At 68.8% G+C, this 24,913-nt stretch carries 21 protein-coding genes and 1 pseudogene; 11 read left to right on the top strand and 11 right to left on the bottom strand.

Annotated features, from left to right (window positions below; genetic code table 11):
* Positions 1–335 precede the first annotated feature (335 nt).
* The 3 genes and pseudogenes from FRANEAN1_RS02410 to FRANEAN1_RS02420 all read right to left on the bottom strand — a co-directional run.
* Positions 336–1,217: a hypothetical protein gene (locus FRANEAN1_RS02410; RefSeq protein ID WP_020458152.1), complete on the bottom strand. Its 882-nt coding sequence runs from the start codon at positions 1,215–1,217 to the stop codon at positions 336–338.
* Positions 1,218–1,274: 57 nt separating this feature from the next.
* Positions 1,275–1,883 carry an RNA polymerase sigma factor gene (locus tag FRANEAN1_RS02415; RefSeq protein WP_157472968.1) on the bottom strand — a complete coding sequence of 203 codons (609 nt, stop codon included), beginning with the start codon at positions 1,881–1,883 and terminating at the stop codon, positions 1,275–1,277.
* 453 nt (positions 1,884–2,336) lie between these two features.
* Positions 2,337–2,717: pseudogene (locus FRANEAN1_RS02420) on the bottom strand (integrase core domain-containing protein); the annotation flags it as partial.
* A 219-nt stretch (positions 2,718–2,936) separates the two neighbouring features.
* Here FRANEAN1_RS02420 and FRANEAN1_RS02425 point away from each other — a divergent pair.
* A complete protein-coding gene (locus tag FRANEAN1_RS02425; protein WP_020458155.1) occupies positions 2,937–3,317 on the top strand; it encodes a cupin domain-containing protein in 381 nt (126 codons plus the stop codon).
* Between the two features lie 170 nt (positions 3,318–3,487).
* On the opposite strand, the gene FRANEAN1_RS40640 is transcribed toward FRANEAN1_RS02425, so the two are convergent.
* Positions 3,488–3,787 carry a hypothetical protein gene (locus FRANEAN1_RS40640; protein WP_157472282.1) on the bottom strand — a complete coding sequence of 100 codons (300 nt, stop codon included), beginning with the start codon at positions 3,785–3,787 and terminating at the stop codon, positions 3,488–3,490.
* Between the two features lie 59 nt (positions 3,788–3,846).
* Here FRANEAN1_RS40640 and FRANEAN1_RS36735 point away from each other — a divergent pair, with 59 nt between their 5' ends.
* The 3 genes from FRANEAN1_RS36735 to FRANEAN1_RS02445 are packed head-to-tail and all read left to right on the top strand — an operon-like array spanning position 3,847 to position 7,116.
* Positions 3,847–4,602 carry a hypothetical protein gene (locus tag FRANEAN1_RS36735; RefSeq protein ID WP_020458156.1) on the top strand — a complete coding sequence of 252 codons (756 nt, stop codon included), beginning with the start codon at positions 3,847–3,849 and terminating at the stop codon, positions 4,600–4,602.
* Positions 4,595–5,287, top strand: a complete 693-nt coding sequence (locus tag FRANEAN1_RS02440; protein ID WP_020458157.1) for an ABC transporter ATP-binding protein — start codon at positions 4,595–4,597, stop codon at positions 5,285–5,287. The genes FRANEAN1_RS36735 and FRANEAN1_RS02440 overlap by 8 nt, the downstream gene beginning before the upstream one ends.
* Positions 5,284–7,116, top strand: coding sequence for an ABC transporter permease (locus tag FRANEAN1_RS02445; protein WP_020458158.1), 1,833 nt, complete (start codon positions 5,284–5,286; stop codon positions 7,114–7,116). The genes FRANEAN1_RS02440 and FRANEAN1_RS02445 overlap by 4 nt, the downstream gene beginning before the upstream one ends.
* Before the next feature lie 49 nt (positions 7,117–7,165).
* Here FRANEAN1_RS02445 and FRANEAN1_RS02450 read toward each other — a convergent pair whose 3' ends face one another.
* Positions 7,166–7,735 carry an SWIM zinc finger family protein gene (locus FRANEAN1_RS02450; protein ID WP_020458159.1) on the bottom strand — a complete coding sequence of 190 codons (570 nt, stop codon included), beginning with the start codon at positions 7,733–7,735 and terminating at the stop codon, positions 7,166–7,168.
* A complete protein-coding gene (locus FRANEAN1_RS02455; protein ID WP_020458160.1) occupies positions 7,732–9,585 on the bottom strand; it encodes a DEAD/DEAH box helicase in 1,854 nt (617 codons plus the stop codon). Before FRANEAN1_RS02455 ends, FRANEAN1_RS02450 begins: the two co-directional genes overlap by 4 nt.
* Positions 9,586–10,305: 720 nt before the next feature.
* Between FRANEAN1_RS02455 and FRANEAN1_RS02460 the strand changes: the two genes are divergently transcribed.
* Positions 10,306–11,208, top strand: coding sequence for an acyltransferase (locus FRANEAN1_RS02460; protein ID WP_041253630.1), 903 nt, complete (start codon positions 10,306–10,308; stop codon positions 11,206–11,208).
* On the opposite strand, the gene FRANEAN1_RS02465 is transcribed toward FRANEAN1_RS02460, so the two are convergent.
* The 3 genes from FRANEAN1_RS02465 to FRANEAN1_RS42920 all read right to left on the bottom strand — a co-directional run bounded on the left by FRANEAN1_RS02465 (position 11,132) and on the right by FRANEAN1_RS42920 (position 15,215).
* Positions 11,132–13,153, bottom strand: a complete 2,022-nt coding sequence (locus FRANEAN1_RS02465) for a GAF domain-containing protein (RefSeq protein WP_020458163.1) — start codon at positions 13,151–13,153, stop codon at positions 11,132–11,134. The two genes, FRANEAN1_RS02460 and FRANEAN1_RS02465, sit on opposite strands and share 77 nt — an antisense overlap.
* A gap of 179 nt (positions 13,154–13,332) precedes the next feature.
* Positions 13,333–14,223, bottom strand: coding sequence for a DUF5995 family protein (locus FRANEAN1_RS02470; RefSeq protein WP_041255344.1), 891 nt, complete (start codon positions 14,221–14,223; stop codon positions 13,333–13,335).
* Between the two features lie 845 nt (positions 14,224–15,068).
* Positions 15,069–15,215, bottom strand: coding sequence for an SAM-dependent methyltransferase (locus tag FRANEAN1_RS42920; protein ID WP_157472284.1), 147 nt, complete (start codon positions 15,213–15,215; stop codon positions 15,069–15,071).
* A 540-nt stretch (positions 15,216–15,755) separates the two neighbouring features.
* On the opposite strand from FRANEAN1_RS42920, the gene FRANEAN1_RS02475 reads away from it, so the two are divergent.
* Positions 15,756–18,776 carry an EAL domain-containing protein gene (locus tag FRANEAN1_RS02475; RefSeq protein WP_347176953.1) on the top strand — a complete coding sequence of 1,007 codons (3,021 nt, stop codon included), beginning with the start codon at positions 15,756–15,758 and terminating at the stop codon, positions 18,774–18,776.
* 352 nt (positions 18,777–19,128) lie between these two features.
* On the opposite strand, the gene FRANEAN1_RS02480 is transcribed toward FRANEAN1_RS02475, so the two are convergent.
* Both FRANEAN1_RS02480 and FRANEAN1_RS02485 read right to left on the bottom strand, forming a co-directional pair.
* Positions 19,129–19,713 (bottom strand): TetR/AcrR family transcriptional regulator, encoded by a 585-nt coding sequence (locus FRANEAN1_RS02480; protein WP_020458166.1) that lies wholly within the window; start codon positions 19,711–19,713, stop codon positions 19,129–19,131.
* A 68-nt stretch (positions 19,714–19,781) separates the two neighbouring features.
* Positions 19,782–20,000: an alpha/beta hydrolase domain-containing protein gene (locus FRANEAN1_RS02485; RefSeq protein WP_020458167.1), complete on the bottom strand. Its 219-nt coding sequence runs from the start codon at positions 19,998–20,000 to the stop codon at positions 19,782–19,784.
* A 334-nt stretch (positions 20,001–20,334) separates the two neighbouring features.
* Between FRANEAN1_RS02485 and FRANEAN1_RS02490 the strand changes: the two genes are divergently transcribed.
* The 5 genes from FRANEAN1_RS02490 (at position 20,335) to FRANEAN1_RS02510 (ending at position 24,870) form a co-directional block, all read left to right on the top strand.
* A complete protein-coding gene (locus FRANEAN1_RS02490; protein WP_020458168.1) occupies positions 20,335–21,174 on the top strand; it encodes a TauD/TfdA family dioxygenase in 840 nt (279 codons plus the stop codon).
* Between the two features lie 37 nt (positions 21,175–21,211).
* Positions 21,212–22,096: an SMP-30/gluconolactonase/LRE family protein gene (locus FRANEAN1_RS02495; RefSeq protein WP_020458169.1), complete on the top strand. Its 885-nt coding sequence runs from the start codon at positions 21,212–21,214 to the stop codon at positions 22,094–22,096.
* Between the two features lie 56 nt (positions 22,097–22,152).
* Positions 22,153–22,902: an SDR family NAD(P)-dependent oxidoreductase gene (locus FRANEAN1_RS02500; protein ID WP_020458170.1), complete on the top strand. Its 750-nt coding sequence runs from the start codon at positions 22,153–22,155 to the stop codon at positions 22,900–22,902.
* Entirely contained in the window at positions 22,889–23,878 is a 990-nt protein-coding gene (locus FRANEAN1_RS02505; protein ID WP_041253631.1) for a TIGR03621 family F420-dependent LLM class oxidoreductase, read from the top strand. Before FRANEAN1_RS02500 ends, FRANEAN1_RS02505 begins: the two co-directional genes overlap by 14 nt.
* A gap of 77 nt (positions 23,879–23,955) precedes the next feature.
* The gene (locus FRANEAN1_RS02510; protein ID WP_020458172.1) at positions 23,956–24,870 is read left to right on the top strand and encodes a TIGR03564 family F420-dependent LLM class oxidoreductase; all 915 of its coding nucleotides are present in this window, start codon (positions 23,956–23,958) and stop codon (positions 24,868–24,870) included.
* Positions 24,871–24,913: the final 43 nt, after the last annotated feature.

A 24,913-nucleotide genomic window follows, 5' to 3' on the forward strand; every position in this document is an offset into this window, starting at 1 on the left:
GCTGCCGGAGCGGGGGATCCGTCGGACAGCGACCGGGACCGCACGTAGCCAGCCCCGCTCCTTCCAGCGTCGAAACGTTCGCCGGTGTTACACCGACAACTGGTGGCCGCATAAGCGGCGGCGGCAACCGGTGGCTGGTCGAGCCGCTCGGCGTGGATCCCAAGACCGCGCAGCACTGGGTGAAGGGGTGGCCCGCTCTGTCCACACCGTGGGTGGAGGATGGTCACGGGCAATGAGCGGGAAACGCGAGGAGCGTTCAGCAGGCGGAACGATGTCTGGTAGATCGCGTCGGCACGGCTGCGGCGCTCTACCAGACATCGTGTGACGCCTACCGGTCAGCGATGCACTGACGGGGCCGCGCTGGCACCGAGTCCGGCGCCGCCCTGGCCGACGTTTGCGCCCACCCCCGCGCTCGGGACCTGCGCGCCGACACCAGCACCGCCCGGCCTCGCACTCGCACCCACTCCTGCGCTCGGCCCCACATGGACGCCAAGACCCGCACCATCCGGCCCCGCACTCGCGCCCACCCCCGCACCCGCACCCGGAACCTGCGCGCCGACACCATTACCGTCCGGCCCCGCACTTGCACTTGCGCCGGGGGTGGTGCCCGGTGTCGCGGCAGCGTCGATCTCCGCCTGTAGTGCCTTCGCGCAGAAGGCGTCGACCTTGTCAGGGCTGCCGGCGGCAGTGACGAGCGCGCGCATGTTCGGGGAATCGAGAGTCGTGCGGGCGTCGGTCGCTGCGGCGGCTGTGTAGGTGTGGCACAAGCCGAGCAGTGACACCGAGACGGACGCGCCGGCGCTCGGCACGTGGATCGCCGGGACGCTCACCTCGGCGGAGGGCGAGGCCGTCGGGGACACAGCGGCGCTGTCACCTCCACCGGCGATCGGGAGTACTCCTGTGCTGGCAGCGACGGCGACGCCACCGATAGCCGTGGCCCCGGCCGCCAGGGCGGCGACCTTCACGGTCAGGAGCTTTGCGAACATCATCTTGATCATGGGTTTTCTCCGCGGCTGGGTGACGTGGGTGAGACGCGCCTCCCGGAAAGCGGCCACGGCCGCTTCCTCACCGTCAAGTTCGCCATCGCGGGCCGGAGCGGCCACGGCGGCGAGCAGGTCGGCAAGGGGATCCGCACCGACCCCGTCGTTGACCGGGCCGCCGCGAAGCATCCGTTCTGCCTCGCCCCGGCCGATCCGACGGGGTCGGTGTGTGCTCATCTCACGTCCTTCAGCGTCGAAGCTCTCGCCGGTGTTACACCTGGCCGCAGCCCATGGTCATCGTCGTGTGCTGTCACCCCGATCATGTTCACCTGCCTCCGGTCGACCGGCTTCGGTGATTCCCTGCTCGGCGAGCTGTGCGGCGAGCCGGCGCAACCCTCTATGTGCCGCGGTGCGGACTGCGCCGGCGCGCTTGCCCAGGACCCGCCCCGCGGTTTTTGCGTCCAGCCCCATGACTACCCGCAGGAGCACCGCCTCCGCCTGGTCCAACGGCAGACCTGCGATCAGGCGCATAGCGGCCTCGGTGGACATCGCCTCCAACGCCCCTCCGGCGGTGTCGTCGGGCGCGGCCAGTTCTGTCGTCACCATCTCGACCGGTATGTCGTCTCGCTGACGGCGAGTGCGTCGGCGCAGGTGGTCGAGCGCGCGGTGACGCGCGATCGTGGCTGCCCAGCCACGAAACCCGTCGAAGTCCCCGCGGAACGATGCCAGGTCCCGGGCTATCTGCAGCCACGCCTCGGACGCCACATCCTCGGCGTCGTCGCCGACGAGTACCCGCAGGTACCGCAGCAGACCCGGCTGGATCATCCGGTAGATCAGCCTGAAGGCCACCTCGTCACCGCACTGCGCTTCGATCACTGCCGAGGAGAGATCCAGTTCCTCGATCAACGGACCGTCGGCCCCGGCGAAGGCATGTGGAACCGGTGGCGCCGATGTCAGCGAGGCTGCCGTGCTGACAGGTACGGATGCCGACCCCGCCAAGGCAGATGATCGTCGCGGGGTGCCACCAGGGGCGGCCGCGTCTCCGCTCATCTCCGCGCTCTCGCTCACCGCGCAGATGATGCGACCCCGGTCAGAACAGGACGACAGCAGGGGCTTGCTGGTAGCAAGACGACACCGCACCGATACGGTCAGCTGCACATCTCGCCGGCTGATACGTGGTCGAGACCTGGTCGGGTGGCCCGGGGGATCGCACCCCCGGGCTCCCACAGAGTCGGGTAGGCCGCCGGCGAGGTGCCCGCTTGGGGCGGGTCCTTTTCCGTCGTGTGGGGCTCCAGAACCCCGATTCGGCCTGTGAGCTGGCCTTTTGCGGTTTGATCCGGTCTTCCCCGGTAGGTGTCAGGCGGCGTTGCGATACTCGTTGATCAGTCCGCCGAGGATGCATGTGCGACGGACGGTGGAATTCGACGTCGGGGCGACCACGAGTGGCGAGTCGGGTGGGTGCTGGCCGAGGGAGCGGTGGGGCCGGTGAGTGTTGAAATGCTCGGCGTAGCTGTCGAGGACCGACGTCAGGTGCCGTTCGGAGACGATCAACAGCCTGTCGGTGCATTCCCTGCGGACGGTGCCGACCCAGCGTTCCGCGATCGCGTTCGCCTGCGGGACTTGCGGGGGTGTGCGCACCACGTCCATACCGGCCCCGGCGAAGACAGCATCGAAGGAAGCCGCGAACTTCGTGTCGCGGCCACGGAGGAGAAACCGGAACCGGTGGCTGCGCTCCTCGGTCCGTGCATCGGCCGGAGCCGGGCTTTGAGCCAGCCGTCAGCCGGCGCCGCGCGGCGCCGCGAACAACAAGCCCGACTTGCGAAGAGTCGCCGACCCGATACCGTGAGGAGTTGATGGGATCGGGGCGGCCATGTGGTCACGGTCGACCGGCCTCGTGGGCGCCCGTCGGTCCTAGCCCACAAGCGGAGACGACCAAGGACGACGACGGAGGCCGCCATGACGACGATCACGGTTCGCAACCTCGACAGGTCCGACGAACGGCGCGATTTCCCCCACGGCCATATCGACGTCCTCGCCGTCGGCGGCCACAGGCTTGACCGGGCGGTGTTCGAGCCGGGCTGGCGGTGGTCAGAGTCGGTGAAACCGATCGCGGGGACCGATCTGTGCGAGTTCGACCACTTCGGCTACGTAGCCTCGGGCCGGATGCACCTCGAGATGGCTGACGGCACTGGTGCGGACATCGGCCCCGGCGACGTGGTGGCCTGCCCGCCCGGCCACGACGCCTGGGTGTTGGGCGACGAGCCCTGCGTGTTCGTCGAGATGGCAGAGCCGGTCGCCTCCGACTACGCCCGCGCGCCGGGCACCGGGCAGCCGTAGGTCTCATAGAAACCGTGCACAAACCGTTCGACGTGCGCGTTCGCGCACGGATTCTGCCTGCGTCCTCCCCGGCCTGGTCGCCCGCTGGCGGCTTGGTAACAGGGTCGCGGTAGGGCGGGTGGTCGCTCTGCGTGACGGGAATTCCACGTGGAACCGAGGGCGGGCGGACCTCATGCGCGGTCTCCTACGTTCACGGTCTGCCCGACTACAACGGGCACTACGGCGTCCGGGAACTGTGCGACATCTGCCCGCTGGCACAGGTCGGGCGTTGTCAGCAGGCCCACCACATGCCGACCGCGGAGCAGGTCGCCGCCCTGGCCGCCGCGGTACCGGACGCCGAGGGGCTGGAAATCATCGACATCGACGACCGGGCCGTGGTCGTTGCCGGACTTCCCCACGAGCAGCCCCGCTATTTCCTCCAACATGCCCTGCGCTTCCAGGTTCACTCCATTAGCGAGCTCTCGAAACATGCCAGGATCTCGCCCGCTCTAGACCAGCACCAGGTCCGCCGCTGGACCCCCTGGGAACCGTGGGGGCCTCAGCTCCTCCTGCCAGCCCGACGGAGTTCCGCCGGCCCACAGCGCGGAACAGGCTTGTCGGCCTGCTGGCCTGGCTCGCCGCGACCATCGCGGTCGCTGCAGTCACCGCTCGTCTCGCCGCACCCGACATTGCTTCGACTGGTGCCGCCGGTCTGACCTCCGACATCGCTGAGACCACCCTGGCGGACCGCGCGACAGTCGTTCTCGCGCAGCGCCGCATCGAGCCGGTGCTCTCCCTGGATGGCAGGGTCGTTCCGAGCGACCCGGCCAGCGACGGGGGGTTCGATATCGTTGCGCCGGTTCGGCCCGAAGACGTCGCCTACCGCCTGATCGATCCACCACGACGCATCCGAGCCGCTGTTGTCGGCGGGCCGAGCGGATTTGACTGCGAATATCAGTCGCTGGCCGCCGACAGCGGTGCCACCGAGGCCGGCGCCACGGCCGCGGCCGGCACAAGTGTCCGATGCCGGATTCCGGCCTCGATCCGCGTTGTTCCGGGACTGTCCGCCACCATCGGGATAGCGTGGAGTGAGCCGCGTGTCACCTCCGTCCTGCCACTGACCGCTGTTCTCGGAGCTGCGCAGCAGGGGCAGGTGGTGGTCGTCGACGCCGCCGGCTCGCACACATCCGTTCGCACGGTGGCTCTCGGGGCCAGCGATGCGACCTGGATCGAGGTCAGCAGCGGGCTCGCGGCCGGCGAAAGGGTACTCGCGAGACCGGTCCAGAGCGACCTTGCCGATGACTGACGCTGGCACCGTTCTCCACATGGAGAACGTGACGCGGATCGTCGACCTCCCTCATGGCGCTCCGCTCCCGGTACTGCGCGGGGTGAGCCTGGCGGTCCAGACCGGTCAGATCGTGGCCGTCGTCGGTTCCTCCGGGGCCGGAAAGTCCTCGTTGTTGAGCATCCTCGGGCTGCTCGACACCCCGACATCCGGTCGCTATCTGTGCGGTGGGCAGGACGTGTCATCGCTGTCCGACGGACAGCGCAGCCGGCTGCGCGGCGAGTTCTTCGGTTTCGTCTTCCAGCAGTTCCATCTACTCGACCGCAGAACGGCGGTGGACAATGTCGCGGAGCCGCTCCTGTACGGACCCACCCGCGGCCTACGCAATCGCCGGGAGCGAGCCCGCCAGCTGCTGGAACGTGTCGGTCTCGCGGAACGTCTGTGGGCTATGCCTCATCAGCTCTCCGGCGGAGAGCAACAACGGGTGGCGCTCGCCCGCGCCCTGGTGCGGTCGCCACAGGTGATCCTCGCGGACGAACCGACTGGTTCACTTGACGAGGCGAATGCCCGAGTCGTCCTGAACCTGCTGGTGGGAATCGTTCGGGAGGAGCGGCGCACCCTCGTGCTCGTCACCCACGACCCGCAGATCGCGGCTCGGGCCGACCGGGTTCTGACCCTGCATGCCGGCCGGGTGATCTCCCCGTGAGGCGACGGCACACAACGGCCGGGGCCCGCAACGGTATGCTGCCGATATTCGGCCTCGGCATCGCGGCCTGGTACGACGTACGGACCAGGCCGTTGCGAACGCTGGCCGCGGTCGCTGGGATGATCGCCGCGGTCGGCGCACTGATGGTGGTAGACGCGGCTGGGGTCCTTTCCCGACACGGCGCGGACGACTATCTGCGCCGCCAGTACGGTCAACCCGCGACTTTTCTGATCTCCGGTACCGGCTCCTCCGATGCGCGACGGCAAACCGAGGCCGACACCCTGCTCACCCAGGGGCTTGACCAGGCGGGATTCAGAACGATCAGCCCCTACCAGCTGGTTCGTGGGATCACGCTCGACGGCGACCATTCGGCGGCCGTCGACACGGCGGTCGTCGACGGCTCCTACCCGGATGTCAGAGTCATCGATCTCGTCGCGGGGGACTTCCCCACCCGGGCAGCTGACAGAGGTGTTCCCCGCGCCGTCCTCGAGGAGGGGATCGCGCGCCAGCTCGGCTGGGAGCCTCACCAGATCGTCGGACGACAGCTCCAGTACGCGGTGACCGGAACAGCCGCCACCATCGACACCCGGAACCCGCGAACGATGACGGTCGTCGTGGACGCGGTCATGGCCTCCACGGCACGCGGCGATTCCGTCCCACGGCTCCTCCTTGTCGGTCGCCTGCCCCCACAGCTGCACTCGGCGGCGGAAGACACCCCAGGTAGATGGCTGGCCCGGGTGGCACCTGCCGATACCGCCTACTTCCAGGAAGTCGTGGCGAGCACGGGGCGACGGCTCGGATCGGGAAGCGGCTTCGAGGCCACCAGGCTGGATCAGGACGAGGCTCTGGCACCCGTCATCGATCAGCAGACCCGGACCGCCGGCATCGTCGCCTGGGTGGCGATGGCCGTCGGTGGCCTCGGCATGCTCGGTGTCGGCGTCGCCTCCGTCCGGGAACGTGCTCGTGAACTCGGCGTGCGCCGAGCGCTCGGCGCATCCCGCGCAACCATCTTCCTGGGCGTTCTCGTCGAGACAATGTTCAACGTGCTGGTAGCGGCCGCACTCGCCGTGCCACTGGCCGCCCTGATCGTCCACTTGCTGCCACTACCTGTTCAACATGGGCACCGCCACATCGCGCTTCGTCGTCGACCTGCGCGGATCGGGCACCGCTCGGCTCCTGGACCTCTGGAACGGCACCACCCAGCCGGTCGCCAGCACCGTCGACGGCGACCGTCACACCCTTGCCTTCACGCTCGGTCCCGGCGGGACGGCGGTCGTTCACCTCGGCACCGGGCCGGGTCTTGCCGCCCGCCCGGTCCAGACCGAGGCCCCGAGCGAACCCGCGCAGGTCGTGTGGTCGCAGAACCTGAACCGCTGGGACATCGACGTGGCGGACTGGCGGCCCACGGGGACGGTGCGGCACCGTCAGTCCATCAGCGCGCCTGCCGACTGGCGGACCATCCCGGCGCTCGCCGATGCGGCCGGTGTCGGTACCTCTACCGCACGACGGTGGTTCTGCCAGCCGGTTGGGACACCGGCGTCGGCGCGGTGCTGCTGGAGCTGGGCCAGGTCGCGGGGACGATGCGGGTGAGTGTCAACGGGCGGAGCGCGGGCGATGACTGCGTCGCGACCCGAGCGCTGGACGTGCGTCCGCTCCTACGGGATGGCGCCAACCACGTTGAGATGGAGATCGCCACGACCCTGGGAAACCGCCTGATCGGACTCGGTAAGGCGGGCGAGGAGGCCTACGCGCGGTTCGCCAAACGGTCGCCCCGACCGGCGGGCCTCATCGGGCCCGTGTCACTGAGTGGGATCGCCGCCACGACGTGAGCGCAGCGGCGCCCGTGTGGGGTCGACGGTCAGTTTCGGGGCCGCGCGGTCAGTCTCCATAGAAGCCGGCGGGCTCGAGTTCGGACAGCGCGATCCAGTCCACGGCACCGGCACCGGCACCGGCGGCATTCGCGGTAGCGGATCTCAGCTCGACTGCCAGTGCCGGACGCTCGTCAACGAGTTGGGCCAGCGCGTAGATCACGGCGAGGATATGCACGCATGGTCGTTTGCGAGCCCGGCAGCTGCAGCTGCCGGGCTGCTCCTCCAGGGGGACGGCGATGTTGATCGCGTGGTCTCTGAGGTCTTCCTCGAGGGTGTCGGGCAGGTCTCCGGCGACCATGCCGCGGTGCTCGGCCATGGCTTTGGCAACCAGGCGCCCGGCCTCGGCCTGCGTCTCGTCGGACCAGACCGGCAGGTCGAGCCGGACCCGGCACACCTCGCCGGAGACGGTGACGTCGGCCTCGACATGCCCGGCCCCGGCAGCCACCACGGTGGTGCTGTTCCGTGCGAGCGTCCGCGCCTTGGGCAGCTGCGCGTTGGGCCCGGCCGTCGACGTCGACTCGACCGTGCGGACCCAGGCCCTGCCCCACGGCGTGGCACCGAACTCCGGCGGCATCATGCGAAGGTCCCCTCGTCGAGAGCCAGCACCGCGTGGAGGTCGTCGTCGGACAGTTTGGCCAGTGCGGCCTGGGTGTCCCCCGAGACGATCTCGGCGACGCCTCGTTTGTTCTCGTGCATCTGCGCGATGTGGTCCTCGATCGTGCCGCCGGTGACGAGTGTGTAGACGTTGAGCGTCCGCGACTGACCGATCCGGTGCGCCCGGTCGGTGGCCTGCTCCTCCACCGCCGGGTTCCACCAGCGGTCGTAGTGCATGACGTGGGAGGCGCGGGTCAGGTTCAGCCCGAAGCCGGCGGCGCGCAGGCTCAACAGCAGCACGGGCGGTGCGTCGTCGTCCTCCTGGAACGCGTGGACGAGCTCGTCGCGGCGCTGCATGGACAGGCCACCGTGCAGGAACGGGACCAGGCCGACGCCGAGCGCCGTGCCCAGGTACCTCGAGAGCAGCTTGCCCATCGCCCGGTACTGGGTGAACACGAGGACGCGATCGTCCTGCTCGACGACCTCGCTCAACATTTCGGTGGCCCGGTCGAACTTGCCCGACCTGCCAGGCGTGGCGGTGTCCTCCCGCAGATACTGCGCGGGATGGTTGCAGATCTGCTTGAGCGCGGTGAGCAGGGCAAGTACCCGGCCGCTGCGCTCGATGCCGGCGCCGAGACCTTCAGTGAACGCCCTGTCCACGGCTTCCCGGTAGAGCCGTGCCTGCTCGTCGGCCATCGTGCAGACGATCGTGGAGTACTGCTTGGGTGGCAGATCGGCGGCGACCTCGGCCTTGGTGCGGCGCAGCAGATGCGGTCTGACCATCCGGTTGAGCGCGGCCGCGGCGGTCGCGGAACGGCGCTGCTCGATCGGGACGACGAACCGCTGCCGGAACCGCCCCCGGGTGCCCAGCAGGCCGGGGTTGCTCACGTTGAGGATGGACCACAGCTCCTCGAGGCGGTTCTCCACCGGTGTGCCGGTCATCGCGATCCGCACTGTCGCGGACAGCTGGGCGGCCGCCCTGCTCGCGAGAGCCTCCGGGTTCTTGATCTGCTGGGCCTCGTCCAGGATCACGACACCCCACGCCGTCGCGGCCAGCGGCTCGTCCTTGCGTAGTACCGGGTAGCTGGTGACGACGACCGTGCCGGGCTGGAACGTCTCGGGCAGCTTCCGTGCCGCCCCGTGGTAGCTGATCACCGGGGTGGTGGGAGCGAATCGTGCCAGCTCACGCCGCCAGTTTCCGATCAGTGAGGTCGGGCAGACGACCAGGTGCGGCATGTCCGACCGGCAGGTGGCCAGCATGCAGATTGCCTGCAGCGTCTTCCCGAGACCCATCTCGTCAGCCAGCACCCCGCCATACCCAAGACCGGGCCGCGCACTCAGCCAGGCCACGCCGTGGACCTGATAGGGCCGCAGCTCGGCGGTGACAACCGCGCCGCGCAGCGCGGCCCGGGTGGCCAGCGTCTGACGGAACTGCGCCAGCAGCGTGGACGCGGTGGTGATGGCGGTGCCCTCGGCGTTGAGCACCGCATGTGCGGCCGGCGGCATCCGCGCGCCCAACCGCCCGAACTCCTCGTCATCACCGTCCAGCAGCCGCACGGCGTCGCGCCATGCCCGGACGGAGGCACCGACTTCCGCTCGCGGGTCGAGCATCAGTAGCCCCTGCCGGGCGGCGTCCAGGTCAGCGAACCGTACCGGTACGCTCGCCGACCTCACCCCGCCACGGCCCGCCACGGCCAGGCGACAGACCCCGGCACGGCCCTCCGGTAGCCCGTGTTCACGGACAGCGTCGTCCAGACCGACCACACCCCACCACGCGATCGCATCCTCCGCGGGCACGAAAGTCGCCTGCAGCCGACCGGGCAGCTCAGTCATCAAACACCCTAAGACGGTTGTCGGGACACCGGATGTGCCCTGGCCAAGAAGCGCGTATCCGCGAGACACTGATCGAGCAGGCGTGATACGCGCTCATCCAACATAACCGCATGGCGCGGCTGTCGTGCGACACAATACTACTCAGCCTCTCGTCGGCGGTCGGTGATGCCACCGGCCACGGAGTGCTGCCGGCTGAAGCAGCTAGCTCATCACAAGGGCTTGAGCGGCCCTGGACCCGTTGACCAGGCCGGACTCTAGTCGGGTCTGAGACCGTCCGCCCATGTCGAAGAGCCAGCGCGGCGCGGCCGCGCTAATACACATAGCCCAGGAGCTTGACAGTCGCCGCCTTTTCGTTTCTAAGGCGCGCTTCCTATTCGCCGGAGCACCTCCCAGCGTCGTGTAGCGGGCGGCATGCGTCAGTCCGAGCAGGGCACACGGTTCCGGCAGAGACGGAACCCCGGGACGGCACCCGAGGGCGAGGAGGACGTCAGGCGCCGGGCGAATCCCGCTGGCCTGACAGTCGGGCCGGCGCATCGGCCGCCTCAGGCCGAAGGCTTCGTTGGCGTGGGCCTCGTCCGCTGCCCGGCGGACACCTGCCAGGACCGAGCACGACACACCACAGCCCGACCCGGCGCGGTTGGCCGGCCAGCTCAGATACCTCCAGGCGCCCTTTCGGGAAGGTCTATGACAACGACAGAAGAAGTCAAGTCCAGCGAATCCATGAGATCCTCCACCAGGCAGCTCGACTCCCTCACCGGGCTGCGCTGGGTCGCGGCCCTGATGGTGCTCGTCACGCACGCCGCGTTCCAGCCCGGGCTGCTTCCGTACAGCGGGACCACCGAGGACATCAAGGCCGTCGTGAAGATGGGCGGCTACATCGGCGTCGGATTCTTCTTCGTGCTGAGCGGGTTTGTGCTCACATGGTCCATGCGCCCCGATGACACGCCGCGGAAGTTCTGGCGCAGACGCTTCTTCAAGATCTACCCGAACCACTTCGTGACGTTCGTGCTGGCCGTCGTGATGATGGTGATACATGACCGCGAACTCGTCGGCATCGTGCCGAACCTGCTGCTGGTGCAGGCCTGGTCGACCGACCTGGACGTCGCGTTCGGCATCAACGACGTGAGCTGGTCGCTGTCGGCCGAGATGCTGTTCTACCGGACGGCAGGGCCACGCTGCTCCAGTGCTCCGCCCGCCCGCCCGCCCGCCCGACCGACCAACCGACCAACCGACACCGATGGTGCCGAGATGCTCGCTGACTCATCGCACGCGGCGCGGATGAGCAGAAGTGATCTCGGTGAGTCAATGCACCGGCGTGCGATGCGAGACCGTGCTCCGTCCGAGGGCCGAGTATGCCCGGAGTCGACCGGCTGGAAAGGAGAGACCGAAGGCGTTCCCGGGCTCGGACACGAGCGAGACCGGGCCCTGCGGCGCCCATGCGCCCTCGTTCGCACCGGCGGGGCGAGGACGGGTGGTCTGGGCGCGTGTTGGGTGCCAGAAGTTGGCTTGGGTTCAGTCCGTGTATCGGACGGGTTTGGGTTGGGTTCTATTGGCCTGGCTGTATGGGGTGCAGGTCGAAGATCGTGTGGCGGATGTCGTCGATGGTGTGGTCGAGGGCGTTGATGGCGCTGGTCAGTCGGGCTGCTGCGATGTCGCCGACGGCTCGGGTCAGGGACTGCAGGTGCAGGCCGATCGCGAAGAGGCGTTGGATGACCTGGTCGTGCAGATCGCGGGCGATGCGGTCGCGGTCCTGGAAGACGGCGAGGCGGGCCCGGTCGTGTTGGGTCTGGATGAGTTCGACGGCGAGCGCGGCGTCGTGGGCGAACGCCTCGATCAGCTCGATGTCGTGGAGCGGGAGGCGTGCTGTGTCCGTGTGGTTTCCGAGGATGAGCACGGCCGATGATCGCCGCGTGATCCGTAGCGGGAGGATCAGTGCGGTGGCGATGGGCATGTTGGGCGCCGGGGAGATCCTGCTGCCACGTAGATCGAGGCTGTCGAGGACGACGGTGCCACCGGCCGTGAGCTGCTCGGCCACCGGGGTCACGCCCTGTGTGAGGCTCAGCCCGAGCAGGGAATCAGGAGCAGCTGGCAGGCCGGGGGCGACGTCGGCTGTGGTTATCACCAGGTTGCCGTGCTCGTCGGGCACGGCAACCACCCCGATGTCGGTGCCCGCCATCGTTCTCGCCGTGGCTGCGATCAGGTCGAGGGCGTCGCGCGGCTCGGTGGCGGCGATGACCCGGGTGATGGTGTGCGCGCTCGCTGCCAGCCACGCTTTGCTGTGTTCCGCCCGCCGGTAGAGTCTGCGCAGTTCGTGGTCGGTGCGGTCGCGTTCGAGGGCTGCGGTGAGGATGTCGGCCACTGCTTGGACGAACTGGATCTCGTCGTCGGTGAAGTGACGCGGGGTCGTGCTGTGGGCGGCGAGGACACCGAACAGTAGCCCTGCGCCGCCGACGCGCGTGGCGAGCACGGTGGCGACATCGCTGCCTGGCGGGGATCCCGCCAGGCAGCGAGCCAGGTCGCTGACCGGACTGTCGATCATCACCGGCTGGTCGTCGGTCAGGACCCGGTCAAGCAGCGGGCTCGTGCCGGCTGCGTCGCCGCCTCGCGGGTCGAGGTGGATCAGCTTGCAGCCGGCGACGTCGAGTGTCGAGGTGACCATCCCGGCGGCTTCACTCACCAGCGCGGCGGTGTCGGAGCTGGAGATGGCCCGGTGGCCGAGCCGGGCCAGGGCTGCTTGGCGATGTTCGGCGCGACGCAGGTCGGTGATGTCGGCCAGGACGAGCGCGAGCATCTCCTCCCCGTCCCGCAGATAGGGGATTACCGATACCCGTAGCGACCGGCTGGGATCGGCAAGGTCGAGGTCGCTGACCTGGGCGTGGTTGGTGCGTCTCGCGACCGCGATCAGCCCCCATTCGCCGCCCAGGGCGCGTTGTCTCGGGTCGGCCGGCGCCAGGCGCTCCACGAGCCGGGCGAGGGGGTCACCGATGCGCTGCGGTGCGCCGGCCAGCCGATCGATGACCGGTGAGCCTCGCCGTAGCCGCAGGTCAGCGTCGTACACGACCACCCCCACCGGCAGCTCGCCGCCCGGTGCGTCCGCCGAGACGAGTTCGAGCAGGGCGACGTGTTCCCCGATCGTCTCGCTGCCGCGACGGGAGTCAGTGACATCCACGATCGTCCCGGTGTTACCGATCACCTCGCCGTCCCCGTCCCGGATCACGTTCGCCCTGATCTGCACGCGGCGGTAGCTGCCGTCACGGGTGCGGTACCGGGTCTCGTGGTGGCAGTGGTCGGCGCCACCGGCGACCACCCCCATGAACAGGGCGACCGTGTACTCCAGTTCGTCGGGATGGACGTAGTCCAGGAATCGGGCACCGAGACTGGGGCCGATCTCGAAGCCGGTCAGCCTCGTCCACGCCCGGTTGAGATACGTCCAGCGGCCTTCCGCGTCGGTGCGGAACACCACCTCGCTCAACGTGTCGAGCAGCACCGCGGCCTCAACATCACCGACATGTTCACCGGCCCAGCTCCCCGCGCCGACGTGCCGGGCATCACCTGATACTGATGTCATCGACGGCCCCCCTCCCTCGCGACAGCGGATTCTCTCGCCGGGCGCCCGCCGCTGCTCAGGCAGCCACGGGAGCCCCTGACGGTCAGCACCGGTCTCAATCACTTGGCCGACCCGCCACGATCTGCTGCGGGTCGAGACAGTACTCCGCGCTCGCGCTCGCGCTCTCGTCGTCGCGGGTGCTAGCCATGGGAGGCGCAGTACTCGTCGCGGTCCTGGCCAAAAGGAAGCAGACCGGGGCGGGTGTAGAGGGTCCGCAGCGTCACGGCGGTCGTCGCGGCAGCCGCCTCGATCTCGTTCACGATCCGCCCCCGTGCCTCAACGGTCGGGGCGTTCACCAGGCGTTCGGCGTTACGCCAGGCGGCCTCGCGCCACACCACCAGGATCTGCATCAGCGCCGTGTAGGACAGGCCCAGCGGGGTCGCGATGTTGTCGATCGAGGGGTCGAGCCGATCCGCGGCCTCACGCAGCAGCGGGTCGACCACCCGATTGAGCATGACATTGATCTGGTCGTGGTCGGGCTTGCGGCTCTCCCCGTCCGCCGTGATCAGACCCAGAGACGCCAACACCAGGGGCAGGTCGCGGTTGACGTGCGCGTTCATGCCGAGCAGCAGATTGCCGGCCCCGGCGAGCCGACGCTGCTGCGCCGCGTCGAACGTGATCCCCCAGGCTCGCGGCACCGCGGTGGTCTGCCCGGCCTGCCACGTGTCGTAGGCCTGGAAGTAGTAGGCGGCGAACACGGCGTCCTCGGTGTTGACGTAGGAGACGTCGTCGAAGAACCCGGGTTCCGCAGCCACCCGCCGGTATTCCTCCGTCGTACGCAAATAGGTCAAAGCGAACACCGCGTTATGGTCACAGCTCGCCACGAGATCGTCGTAGCGGGTCTGCATCTGGGCGATGGTGGCGTCCACACAGGCCGGCTCTCCAGCGGCGCATTCCGCCGCGTCGGCAGGAGCGTAGGCGGTGGGAAGCGGCGGCAGCAGGCTCGTCCATCCCAGGAACAGTGGTTCCACGGCCCCGGCGGGAGTCGCGGACACCACCGCCAGAGCCGCCGCGAGGATGCCGGCAACCATCGTCACCACCGTCCGGGAAACCAGACTCACTCGAGCAAATAAAAGGATCATGGAGTGTGATCCTAGGGCAATGCGACACAAGGAGGAGTGCGGGCTCCCCTTCGTCCATATAGATAGCGCAATACATTAGAATACAACCGTTGATGCGGGTACTCAATACTGCAACCTGCTCTGATCCCTTATCTGTGGCTCTTCTGGCCGGAGCAGCGAGGCGAACATCGCCTTCCACTCCCACGTCGCGACGACGACGCCCGACATCCCCAAAACGATCGCACGGGGCGTAGCCTGCCCGGGGCGCACCCACCGCCACGGACCTGCACCCGAACCCGGTCGCCGTCCACCGACCCACAACGCCCCCGGGGCAAGCTCCGCAGCCAGGGTCGGCTACCCGCAGAAGGGTCGGAACATCCGCCGGAGTCTCCCGCAGCATCCTGCCTTCAGCGGGGCGGAGCCGGGCAGCCGAAAACCGGCCGCGAGAGCGGGTAGCGGGGCAGACCCCGACGGTCCCCGCACCCCTCCGGCCGACGATGAGCACCACAGGGAGACGTCGTCGCTACCCGCTCCCCTCCAAGGCTTCCACCTCAGACCCAGGATCCTGCAACCGCCCACAAGGCGATCACCCATCGGGGTGTGACAGCGTGCCGTCGCAGTGCTCACCCTGACCTCGGCACTGCGCATCCCCCGCTGTCCCCCTGACCAGTCTCCACATCCCCAGATGGGCTACGGGAACCCACGACGCGGCACGGAACCTGCCAAGAGCCTGCAAGGCCCCGACCGAACCGGTCCAGGTAGCGCGCCGTGGCAAGAGATGCCAACGCCGACCGAAAACTGGTGTCGTCGGGCCGTCAGCGGTGCACGGACGGCGCGCCGGGCTCGACGACGTCGAGGCCGGCGAAGAAACGCTCGACCTCGCTGCGGGTACGGACGGTGGCGGCGATCTGGGTCGCTCCTGTTCTCGAAGCCCGAGGGCCGGTCTGTGGTCGTGCCGGCATGGGGCTCGCCCGCGGGGAGGACGTCGTTGACTGGATCAGCGCGCAGATGGCCGGCCGTGGGGCGGGCGGTTTGCCCCTGCCTGGCTGTGTAGCGGTAGTGCGTAGCCGGGCAGGCAGAGGCCGGGGTGGCCGGCCGCCGGATCTCCGTCTGGTCGAACAACTGGGAACGATCGGTTACGTGGAGCAATCAAGCGAGTGCTTTTGGTGGGCGGATTCTGGTGTAGGTGGGCCGGATCCTTGTTCTGGCGGGTTACCTCCGGTGACGACTGGAGATGGATTGGTCGTAGACCGCGTGTCCGGGGCTGGGTGCCCGCGCAAGGCGGACCAGTGGTGGAGCCAGGTTGTCGCGGCGTTCTGTCGGCTGCGTCGACCTTCTCCTGGTCGGTCTGTGCAGTCCGGTCGGAGGTGGTCCAAGGACCGAAGCCAGGGAGCCGGGATGGCACTGACTGCTCGGCGGAGCGCCGTAGGCTGCGCAGCGCCGATGGGGGGGCTGAGGTGAAGGGCCGTGGAGCATCTACCGGGGGCCGTGAATTCTTCTGCGTGTTGTCACTGCTCAGCACCGGGTTCCTGTTGCTGCTGGCGATGGTGCCCGGTTCGCCGGGCTATCTGCGCCCGACCGTCGTGGTCGCCGTCGGGCTCGGCGTCGTGACCGTAGCCGCCGTGCTTGCTGTTCCGGCTTCGCGTCGCCGTGAGATGGCGCTGGTTTCCTCGGCGATGATGACAACGGCAGTTACGATCGCGCTGGTCGGCGCGGAGCGTGACGCGCTGGCGCTGAGCCTGTTGTTTTGGTTTCCGTGGGCGGGCAGCTACGCGGGGCTCGTATGGCGTCGGTTCGGTGCCGTGATGGGGCAGGCCGCGCTCGTCGCAGCCGTCGGGTTGGGTGCGTTCAGCGCACACGGCCGGCTCGCGGCCTTCCCTTTCGTCGGGGTCGGCTGCGCTTTGAGCGTGCTGGCCTGCGCCTATGTCACCTACGGGTCCCTCCAACGGGGGCGAGGCCCGTGCTTCTCCGACTCCGTGACGGATCTGACGAACCGCGCAGGGTTGCTGCAGGCGGGCGATCCGGTCCTCTCCGAAATCATGCTGGCCGGCCGCCAGGCCCTACTGATGATCGTCAATATCGACCACTTCAGGGAGATCAACACCGCGCTTGGCTACGAGGCCGGCGACGAGGTGCTCAGGATGTTCGCCCGCCGGCTTCGTTCTGTGAGGCCAGCCCCCTCGTGCGTCGGTCGCCTCGGAGGGGATGAGTTCGCGCTGGTGATGCCCGGTGCGTCGCAGGTGGCCGACGGGGTGCCTGCACCTGAGAGGACCGACTCCGCACCGGCTGATGTTGGCCGTGCCGTCCTTGACCAGCTCGACGGGCGGCTACGGATCAGCGGAGTGGACGTCGAGGTGGAGGCGACCGCGGGTCTCGCGGTCGCGCCCTGGTGCGGCGACCGGATCGCCACTCTCCTGCCATGCGCCGACGCGGCGCTGTCCGACGCCCGGCGCGGCGGTGAACGGGTCGGGGTGTGGAGGGCCGAGATGGTTGGGGTACAACCCTGGGAACTGGCGCTGCACGCCCAGCTACGATCCGCGATCACCCGCGGCGAGCTGGTCCTGCACTACCAACCGATGCAGGAGGCGGCGACCGGCCGGATCGTCGACGTCGAGGCGCTCCTGCGCTGGCGGCACCCCGACCGCGGGCTGCTACCCCCCGGATCATTCCTCCCGATGGCCGAACGCTCCTCACTGATCGTCGATCTGACCTGGTGGGAACTTGATGAGGCGCTGCGCCAGTGCGCCCGGTGGAGAACCGAGGGGCTGCGGATGCCCGTCTCGGCGAACCTGTCCGCCCGCATGCTCGTCGTCGACGAACTCCCACGTGTGGTCGCCGAACGGCTAGCCGCCCACGACCTCCCTGCGGACATGCTCACCCTTGAGATCACCGAGAGTGCCCTGATCTCCCAGCCGGCCCGCGCCGCCGCGATGCTCAGCGAGCTGCGGATCACCGGGGTGAAACTGTCGATGGACGATTTCGGCACCGGCTACAACTCCATGGAGATCCTCAAGGCGCTGCCCTTCGACGAAGTGAAGATCGACAGGGGGTTCGTCTCCGACGCCCGGCGTAGCCTGCCCGACGCTGCGATCGTGCGGTCCGTCATCGACCTAGGCCACCGGCTCGGGATGCGGGTCGTCGGCGAGGGAGTCGAGGACGAGCACAGCGAGCGGATGCTGACCGAGCTCGGCTGTGACCTCCTGCAAGGCGAGGCACTCTCACCACCCCTGCCAGCCCGCAAACTTCCCCCGCTGCTCGCCAGCAAGCCGCGGGTGACCAGCCGGTCCCGGGCCCCCGCCCCAACCTCGACCCCGACCCGGGCCGCTGGGCTGCCCCAGAAGACACCGCCCGGAGCTCTCCAGGGCCAGGAATCCGCCATCGTCGGGGAGCACTCCGGAGAGCAGGCTGCCGCACAGGTCGGTGAGACGGGCATCGAACAGCCGGCGTTCGCGGAGGCGACGACGCAGGCCAAGGCACACTGGACCAGAAGCGGGCTGTCCGCGGCTGTTCCCGCCGACGAGGAAGCCCGGCTGGCGGCACTGCGCGGCCACCATGTCCTCGACACCCCGCCAGAACCGGAGTTCGACGCCCTCGCCACCCTTGCCGCCCAGATCGCCGACTGCACCTACGCCCACGTGGTGTTCGTCGACGCCGGGCGGGAGTGGTTCAAATCCTGTCACGGCCTGCGGATCACCGAGCTCGGAGCCCGGGTGGGAGTGGCCTCCCACACCGTCGCGTCAGGGACATACCTCGAGGTCCCCGACGCGACACGGGACCTCCGCTTCGCCCGCGTGGTCAGATCCGATCCCAACCTCCCGGTGCGATTTTTCGCCGGGGTACCGCTGCGGACACCGGAAGGGCACGTACTCGGCGCCCTCTGCGTCTCCGACCGGCTGCCACGTCGACTGGCCCCCGGCCAGCGACACGCGCTGCACCAGCTCGCCACCCAGACGATGCGCCTGCTTGACGCGCGCAGGGAACGACAGACGACCGAAGAAATCACCACCGCACTGCACACACTCGACCAGCTCTGGTACCCCGACGACCTTCCCACCGCGGCCACCCTGACCGCCGACATCATCCGCTCACTAGCCGGCGCGGACGCCGTCGCGGTGATGCTCGCGGAGATGCCCGGTTCGACGGTCTTCCACGCGGCCGGCTCCTCGGTGGCCCCAGGCACCGAGCCACTGCTCCGGGTAGGCATCCGGGCCACACCCGATGACGAAGCCGCGCTCCGAGCGCTGTCCCATCTCAAAGACGCGATCTTCATCCCGGACCCGGAGCGGACTCCGCTCATCCCGACCGAGATGGTCCGCAAACTCAACATCCGCTCCGCGCTGGTCATCCCACTCCCCGGCGAAGGCGGGCTACTCGGCCTCATCACCGTCCGCTGGACACACCCCCTGACCTGCGTGGAACCATCGCTCCTGCAAGCGATAACGCTGTTCGCCACATCGGCCCGATACACACTCCACCGCCTGCAGGCAGCCTGCCGACGCCGAGGGGAGTGGCCTCCGGCATGAGCCCAGACCGATTTGCGCGCTCGGCTATGTCGGTGGGGATGGGCACCACAGGTTGACGGTTCCGGGGCACTGGTTGATCTTGATTGGGGTTGGTGGATGTCGGCGAGTTCGAGCGCCACGTGAGGGAGCGGACAGGACTGGCATGACCGTCAGCGGCACCGCGGCGAGCACGATCCCGGGCACGGAACCGTCCGCACCGGCAGTGCCAGCCAGCGGCAGCCGATCACCTGCAGGGGCTACTGGTGCCGGGGGGCCTGTCCGCCAACGAGGACAGGTCCGCACCGGGGGTGGTGGGTGAGACGTGCCCGCACGTCCTGCGAGACCACGGTCCTGGTGCGGTTACGACTGGACGTCATTTGGAGGAGATCAGGTCTATCAGCGTGGCGATCAGATCCGCCGGTGGCACGCGGCGAGCGGACCTTCTGAACGACTGCGTGTTCAGGTGATATCCGACGAGCGCGCTCCTGATCGTTGCAGCGAGGGCCTGGGGGTCGCGCCGGGGGATCTGTCCGGACTCCATCAGCTGGTCCAGCCGGGCGGTGCTGGCGTCGAGGGCGGCGTTGAACAGGCCTTCCACCTCGTCAAAGAGATCGCCCATCGCGCGGGCGTCCCGGCTGATGATCGCCTCAAGTCCGCCGAGCTGGTCCAGTGTCGTCAGGGCCTGGTGGAACTCCAGCGCGAGTGTGACCTTCACATCCGCGATGGCCGACTCGCCGGGCGCCGCGTCGCTGATCGAGGCGCGGAACCGGTCGAGTTCCCGTCGGATGACGGCCTCGAATAGCGCCTCTTTCGAGGCGAAGTGGCGGTAGAACGAGCCAGATCCGGCCCGGAGCCCGGCACGGGCTTCTAGACCGGAGACCGTGGTGCCGGCGAGGCCGTTGCCGGCGAACAGGGCGAGTCCCGCGTCCAGCAGGCGCTCGCGGGTATCCCGGGCCATGTCTCATCCTATGGGCGGCCGGTAGGAGATCTTCTTGCGCGCGGCGACGTCCGGGCCGCCCGTCCGCGTCATTGTGGGACCCGCACCGGCCGCGTGAAGCCGAGCAGTGACTCGTGGTCCGCGGGCAGCGCGAGCCCGGCGGCGATCGCAGCATCGACCGCCTCGGCGTAGCGCCGCAGGTAGTCGTCACGTGTTGGGTACAGCTCGGCGAGCCGTTCGGTGGGCAGAACAGCAACGGGGCCTTCCGAGCGCGGTCGCGTCGTCGCGAGCGGTCCGGTGTCACGCATCAGCCGAAGGCACCCCGAACCCCGATGGCCAGGCCTTCCGCCTGGATCACCAGCCGTAGCAGAGATCTGGATCGCCACGGAGGCGGCCGGTCGGGCACTCGCACCGGCCCAGACACCTTCACCTCCTATTACAGCTCCCACAATGCCAGAAGATCCTTTCTATTGCCAGAAGATTCTTGCATCGCGCGGCTAGCGAGTGGTACGAACGCAAGGCCCCGGATCGCGCGAACCGTCGGAGGTGGCCGTCGGGGCAGTGGCGACACGCGAGGTCGGCCGTCTCCAGATGCCTCACCCGGCGGTGTCGCGCCCCTCTCCCTAGGAGTCGGAGGAAGTCATGGCCATCGAGGTCACCAGGCTGGCACCCGAGATCGGTGCCGAGATCAGCGGCTACACGGGACGCGATCTTGTCAACGAGGCGGCGGCTGCCGCCTGCAAGGCTGCTCTGGACCGGTACGGCGTCCTGGTGTACCGGGAGGTTCATATCGAGGACGGCGACCTGGTCCGGTTCAGCCGGCTGCTGGGAGAGGTGGTGGTGCCCAAGGTCAACGACCCCGGCGAACACCCTGAGATCGCCCGGATCACGCTCGACCCCGAGAAGAGCGTGCTGGCCGGCTATCGGCAGGGGAACTTCCTCTGGCACATCGACGGCGCGACCGACGAGCTTCCCCAGAAGGCGACGCTGCTCACCGCCCGCGAGGTCGACCCAGCCGGCGGCGACACGGAGTTCGCCAACACCTACGCCGCCTACGAGGCACTCTCCGACGAGGAGAAGGCCGAGATCGCCGACCTCCAAGTGGTTCACAGCTTCGCGATCGCCCAGCGAATCGCGTACCCCGACGCCGCAGACAAGCAGCGGGCCAGTTGGGAGAAGGTGCCGACGAGGGTGCACCCGCTCGTGTGGACCCGTGCAAACGGGCGGAAGTCCCTGCTGATCGGAGCGACCGCGGGCATGGTCGTCGGCCGGTCAGAAGATCGCGGCAGGACACTGCTGGACCGCCTGCTTCAGTGGTCAACCAGCCCGCGGTTCACCCTCCGGCACCAGTGGCGCCGCGGCGACCTGGTGATCTGGGACAACACCGGCGTGCTCCACCGTGCCCTGCCTTTCGAGCCGACCTCACGCCGGCTGATGCACCGCACCACGCTCGTCGGCCAGGAGCTCGTCACAGCCCGGTGACAGCGCGAGAACACGAAAACCGGAAGGCAGGAAAGCCATGGTAGACGTGCGCCTCGTCACCGACGCACGCATGACAATGGGCGAAGGACCGGTCTGGGACGTCGACCGGGACCGGCTCCACTGGATTGACATCTTCCAGGCGATGGTGCACCAGTGCGCCCTCGACGGCGGCGACCCGCGGAGCACGAAGTTCCCCGGCCGCGTCGTCGCCTCGCTCTGCTTGCGCAAGGGCGGCGGAGCCGTCGTGACCTCCGGCAACGAGATCCACCTGTTCGACCTCGACTCAGGCGAAACTGAGATGATCTTCGACGCCGGTCGAGGTCCGGGATTCGGGTTCAACGACGGAACCGTCGACCGTCAGGGCCGTTTCGTCACCGGGATGGCCGACATGGCGCTCGTGAAGGCGATCGAGTCCGGGCAGGGTGACCTCACACCATCAGGCAGCCTGTACCGCGTCGACACAGACCTGAGTGTCCACACCATCGGAGATCCCATCGGCGTCACCAACGGCCCCTGCTTCGACAAAGAGGGCACGACCTTCTACTGCAACGACAGCGTGCTCCGGCGCATGTACGCCTGGGACTACGACACCGCGACCGGCGAGGCCACCGACCGCTGGGTCGTCGCCCAGTTCGAGGACGGCATCGTCGTCCCGGACGGCACCACCGTCGACGAGCAGGGCTGTCTCTGGGTGGCTGCCTACGACGGCGGCGAGATCCGTAGGTACGCGCCGGACGGCACCCTCGACCGGCGCGTACCCGTGCCGGTGGCCAGCCCGACCAGCGTTGCGTTCGCCGGACCCGAACTCGACGTCCTCGTCGTGACCTCCCGCGGTGGCACCACCGCCGACGGCGACAACGGCCGAGTCCTCGCCCTTCATGGCCTGGGCGTCCGAGGCCTGCCCGAGTCGAAGTTCGGGTAGCCCGTGCCCACTCGCGATGACCGGAACGCCCCATCTGTCTGAAGGGAACTCAACCCATGGCGGCAAAGCTCGACGGCAAGGTCGCGATCATCACCGGAGCCGGTTCCGGTATCGGGCGCGCGAGCGCCCACCTTTTCGCGGCGGAAGGCGCGAAGGTGGTCTGTGCGGACTTCAGCGGCAAGGAGAAGCGGACGGCCGACGAGATCGGGGCCGCCGCCGTGGCGGTCCACGTCGACGTCGCGGTGGCCGCCGACGTCGAGAGGATGGTCGCCACAGCGGAGGACCGGTTCGGCAAGCTCGACATCCTCTTCAACAACGCCGGCGTCGCCGGACCCAAGATGCTCATCACAGAACAGAAAGAGGAGGACTTCGACCGCGTCGTCGCGGTGAACCTCAAGGGCGTGTTTCTCGGGATGAAGTACGGAATCCCGGCGATCCTCCGTAACGGTGGCGGCTCCTTGATCAACACCGCGTCGGCGGCCGGGCTGGTCGGGTGGCGGAAGAACGCCGTCTACGGCGCGTCCAAGGGCGGCGTCATCCAGATGACCAAGGCGGTGGCGCTCGACTTCGCGGACCGGGGCGTCCGGGTCAACGCCATCTGCCCGGGCATGACCTGGACCGGAATGGTCCCAGGATCAGACGATCTCCTGGAGCCTCCCGCCAGCGTGCCAGCGCCTCCTCAGCCGATGAGCCGGTGGGGCCTGCCAAGCGAGCTCGCGACCGCCGCCCTCTTCCTCGCGAGCGACGACTCGTCGTTCGTCACCGGCGTCGCCCTTCCTGTCGACGGGGGCTATGTCGTTGGCTGACGCCCGGCCCTTCCGTTTCGCGGTCCAGACCACAACCGCGACGTCGGCCACCGAGTGGCGCGATCTCGCACGTCGGGTCGAGGACCTCGGCTACTCGACCCTGTTCCTCGCCGACCACTACCTCGGGCCAGGACCAGTCAGCACCCAGACGTTGCTGCGCCCGCAGCACCTTGCCCCCATCGCCGCGATGGCCGCCGCCGCCGCCTGGACCTCGACGCTGCGGATCGGCTGCCGGGTCTTCTGCGTCGACTACCACATGCCCGCCGCGCTGGCGAAGGAGGCGGCGACCATAGACCTGCTCTCCGACGGCCGCCTCGAGTTCGGCATCGGCGCCGGCACCAACCAGGGCGAGTACGAAGCCATGGGCCTCACCTTCCACGAGGCCCCCCAGCGCGTGTCCAAACTCGAAGAGGTCATCACCCTCGTCAAGGCGCACTGGTCAGGCGAGCCGATCTCCATCGACGGCGACCACATCAGAGTCAGCGGATACGCCGGGCTACCGCGCCCGGTCCAGCGCCCTTGTCCTCGAATTCTTATCGGCGGATCCCGGAAACGGGTCCTATCCCTGGCGGCGCGCGAAGCCGACATCGTCAGCATGGCCAACGTCCCCTGGCAGCCCCGCAACGACGCGGGACTCACCCCCGCGGAAGAGGCACAGCGGCGGCACGACATCGTCCGCGACGCCGCCGGCGACCGGTTCCCGCAACTGGAACTGGAGAGCTCGCCCTATCTGGTGTCCGTGCCCGAAGACGTCGACAGCGCCCTGGCCCAGTGGTCAGCCCGGCTACGCAAGGCCATCCCAGAAGCCCAGCCAGACCTGCTGAGAAACCATCCGAACGTGCTCGTCGGCTCGCCCGATGAAATCACCGACCACCTACAGGAACGCCGCGACCGCACTGGCGTCAACTACATCACCATTCCCCGTGGGCAAATCGACGAGTTCGCGCCCGTCGTATCAGCGCTGACGGGCCGATGACAGCACACCGCACTCCCGCGCGCACCTCCAACGAATCGGTTACGACGCCGATCCCCACCACTAGATCCGGAGAACGGATGCGCATCGGACTCACCGGCGGCGCCTCGACCCCCGAGAAGATCATCGACCAGGCGAGAAAGGCGGAAGCCGATGGCTTCCACCACCTGTGGTACGCGAGCGTCGTCCAAGGCGACCCGTTAGCGTCCATGGCGCTCGCGGGCCGCCAGACATCGACGATCGAGCTCGGCACCGCGGTGCTGCAGACCTACCCGTGTCATCCGCTGCTCCAGGCCCAGCGGGCGGCGTCGGTCACGGCGGCGATGGGCCGGCCGGGCTTCACGCTTGGTCTCGGCCCATCGCACGCGGGACACATCCACGCCGAGTACGGCCTGTCCTACGACCGGCCGGGCAAGAACACCGAGGACTACCTCCGCATCGTCACCACCCTGCTGCGCGATGGCGGAGCGGACATCACCGGCGAGGAATGGAGCACGCACGTGCGTTCCGGGACCGTACAGCCGGCGCACCCGGTGCCCGTGCTGCTCGCCGCGCTCTCACCGCGGCTGCTGCGGGTCGCGGGCGAGCACGCCGACGGCGTGATCCTCTGGATGGCGCCCGCGACCGCGATCGAGAAGCACATCGAGCCGAAGCTGTCGGCCGCGGCGAAGGCGGCGGGCCGCGGCGCGTTGCGGATCGTCGCCGGGCTCCCGGTCGCCGTGCACGACGACGAGTCCGAAGCCCGCGCGGCCGTCGCGAAGAACTCGACGATGTACGCCAGCTCGCCGGCCTACCAGCGGATCATGGCAATCGGCGGCGCCGATAGCCCCGCGCAGGCCGCGATCGCCGGCGACGAGGCGTCGGTCGAACGGCAGCTGCACGCGCTGCTCGACGCGGGCGCGACCGACATCTGGGCACAGCCGATCCCGGTCGGCGACGACCCGCGCGCCTCGCTGCGCCGCACCCGCAACCTGCTCGCCGCTCTGGCCCGGTGAAGAGCCGGTCCCGATGGCAGAGCCTCGCGAACGGGCACGGCAC

The organism is Parafrankia sp. EAN1pec (assembly GCF_000018005.1).
Classification (GTDB): Bacteria; Actinomycetota; Actinomycetes; order Frankiales; family Frankiaceae; genus Parafrankia; species Parafrankia soli.

Coding starts and splice junctions, on each gene's coding strand:
- FRANEAN1_RS02510 (WP_020458172.1), top strand. CDS start 23,956: ATGCGCATCGGACTCACCGGCGGCGCCTCGACCCCCGAGAAGATCATC.
- FRANEAN1_RS02460 (WP_041253630.1), top strand. CDS start 10,306: ATGAGATCCTCCACCAGGCAGCTCGACTCCCTCACCGGGCTGCGCTGG.
- FRANEAN1_RS40640 (WP_157472282.1), bottom strand. CDS start 3,787: ATGTTTCGAGAGCTCGCTAATGGAGTGAACCTGGAAGCGCAGGGCATG.
- FRANEAN1_RS02490 (WP_020458168.1), top strand. CDS start 20,335: ATGGCCATCGAGGTCACCAGGCTGGCACCCGAGATCGGTGCCGAGATC.
- FRANEAN1_RS02470 (WP_041255344.1), bottom strand. CDS start 14,223: ATGGTTGCCGGCATCCTCGCGGCGGCTCTGGCGGTGGTGTCCGCGACT.
- FRANEAN1_RS42920 (WP_157472284.1), bottom strand. CDS start 15,215: ATGCCGGCACGACCACAGACCGGCCCTCGGGCTTCGAGAACAGGAGCG.
- FRANEAN1_RS02455 (WP_020458160.1), bottom strand. CDS start 9,585: ATGACTGAGCTGCCCGGTCGGCTGCAGGCGACTTTCGTGCCCGCGGAG.
- FRANEAN1_RS02505 (WP_041253631.1), top strand. CDS start 22,889: ATGTCGTTGGCTGACGCCCGGCCCTTCCGTTTCGCGGTCCAGACCACA.
- FRANEAN1_RS02425 (WP_020458155.1), top strand. CDS start 2,937: ATGACGACGATCACGGTTCGCAACCTCGACAGGTCCGACGAACGGCGC.
- FRANEAN1_RS02480 (WP_020458166.1), bottom strand. CDS start 19,713: ATGGCCCGGGATACCCGCGAGCGCCTGCTGGACGCGGGACTCGCCCTG.
- FRANEAN1_RS02450 (WP_020458159.1), bottom strand. CDS start 7,735: ATGATGCCGCCGGAGTTCGGTGCCACGCCGTGGGGCAGGGCCTGGGTC.
- FRANEAN1_RS02495 (WP_020458169.1), top strand. CDS start 21,212: ATGGTAGACGTGCGCCTCGTCACCGACGCACGCATGACAATGGGCGAA.
- FRANEAN1_RS02485 (WP_020458167.1), bottom strand. CDS start 20,000: ATGCGTGACACCGGACCGCTCGCGACGACGCGACCGCGCTCGGAAGGC.
- FRANEAN1_RS02465 (WP_020458163.1), bottom strand. CDS start 13,153: ATGACATCAGTATCAGGTGATGCCCGGCACGTCGGCGCGGGGAGCTGG.
- FRANEAN1_RS02500 (WP_020458170.1), top strand. CDS start 22,153: ATGGCGGCAAAGCTCGACGGCAAGGTCGCGATCATCACCGGAGCCGGT.
- FRANEAN1_RS02440 (WP_020458157.1), top strand. CDS start 4,595: ATGACTGACGCTGGCACCGTTCTCCACATGGAGAACGTGACGCGGATC.
- FRANEAN1_RS02410 (WP_020458152.1), bottom strand. CDS start 1,217: ATGAGCACACACCGACCCCGTCGGATCGGCCGGGGCGAGGCAGAACGG.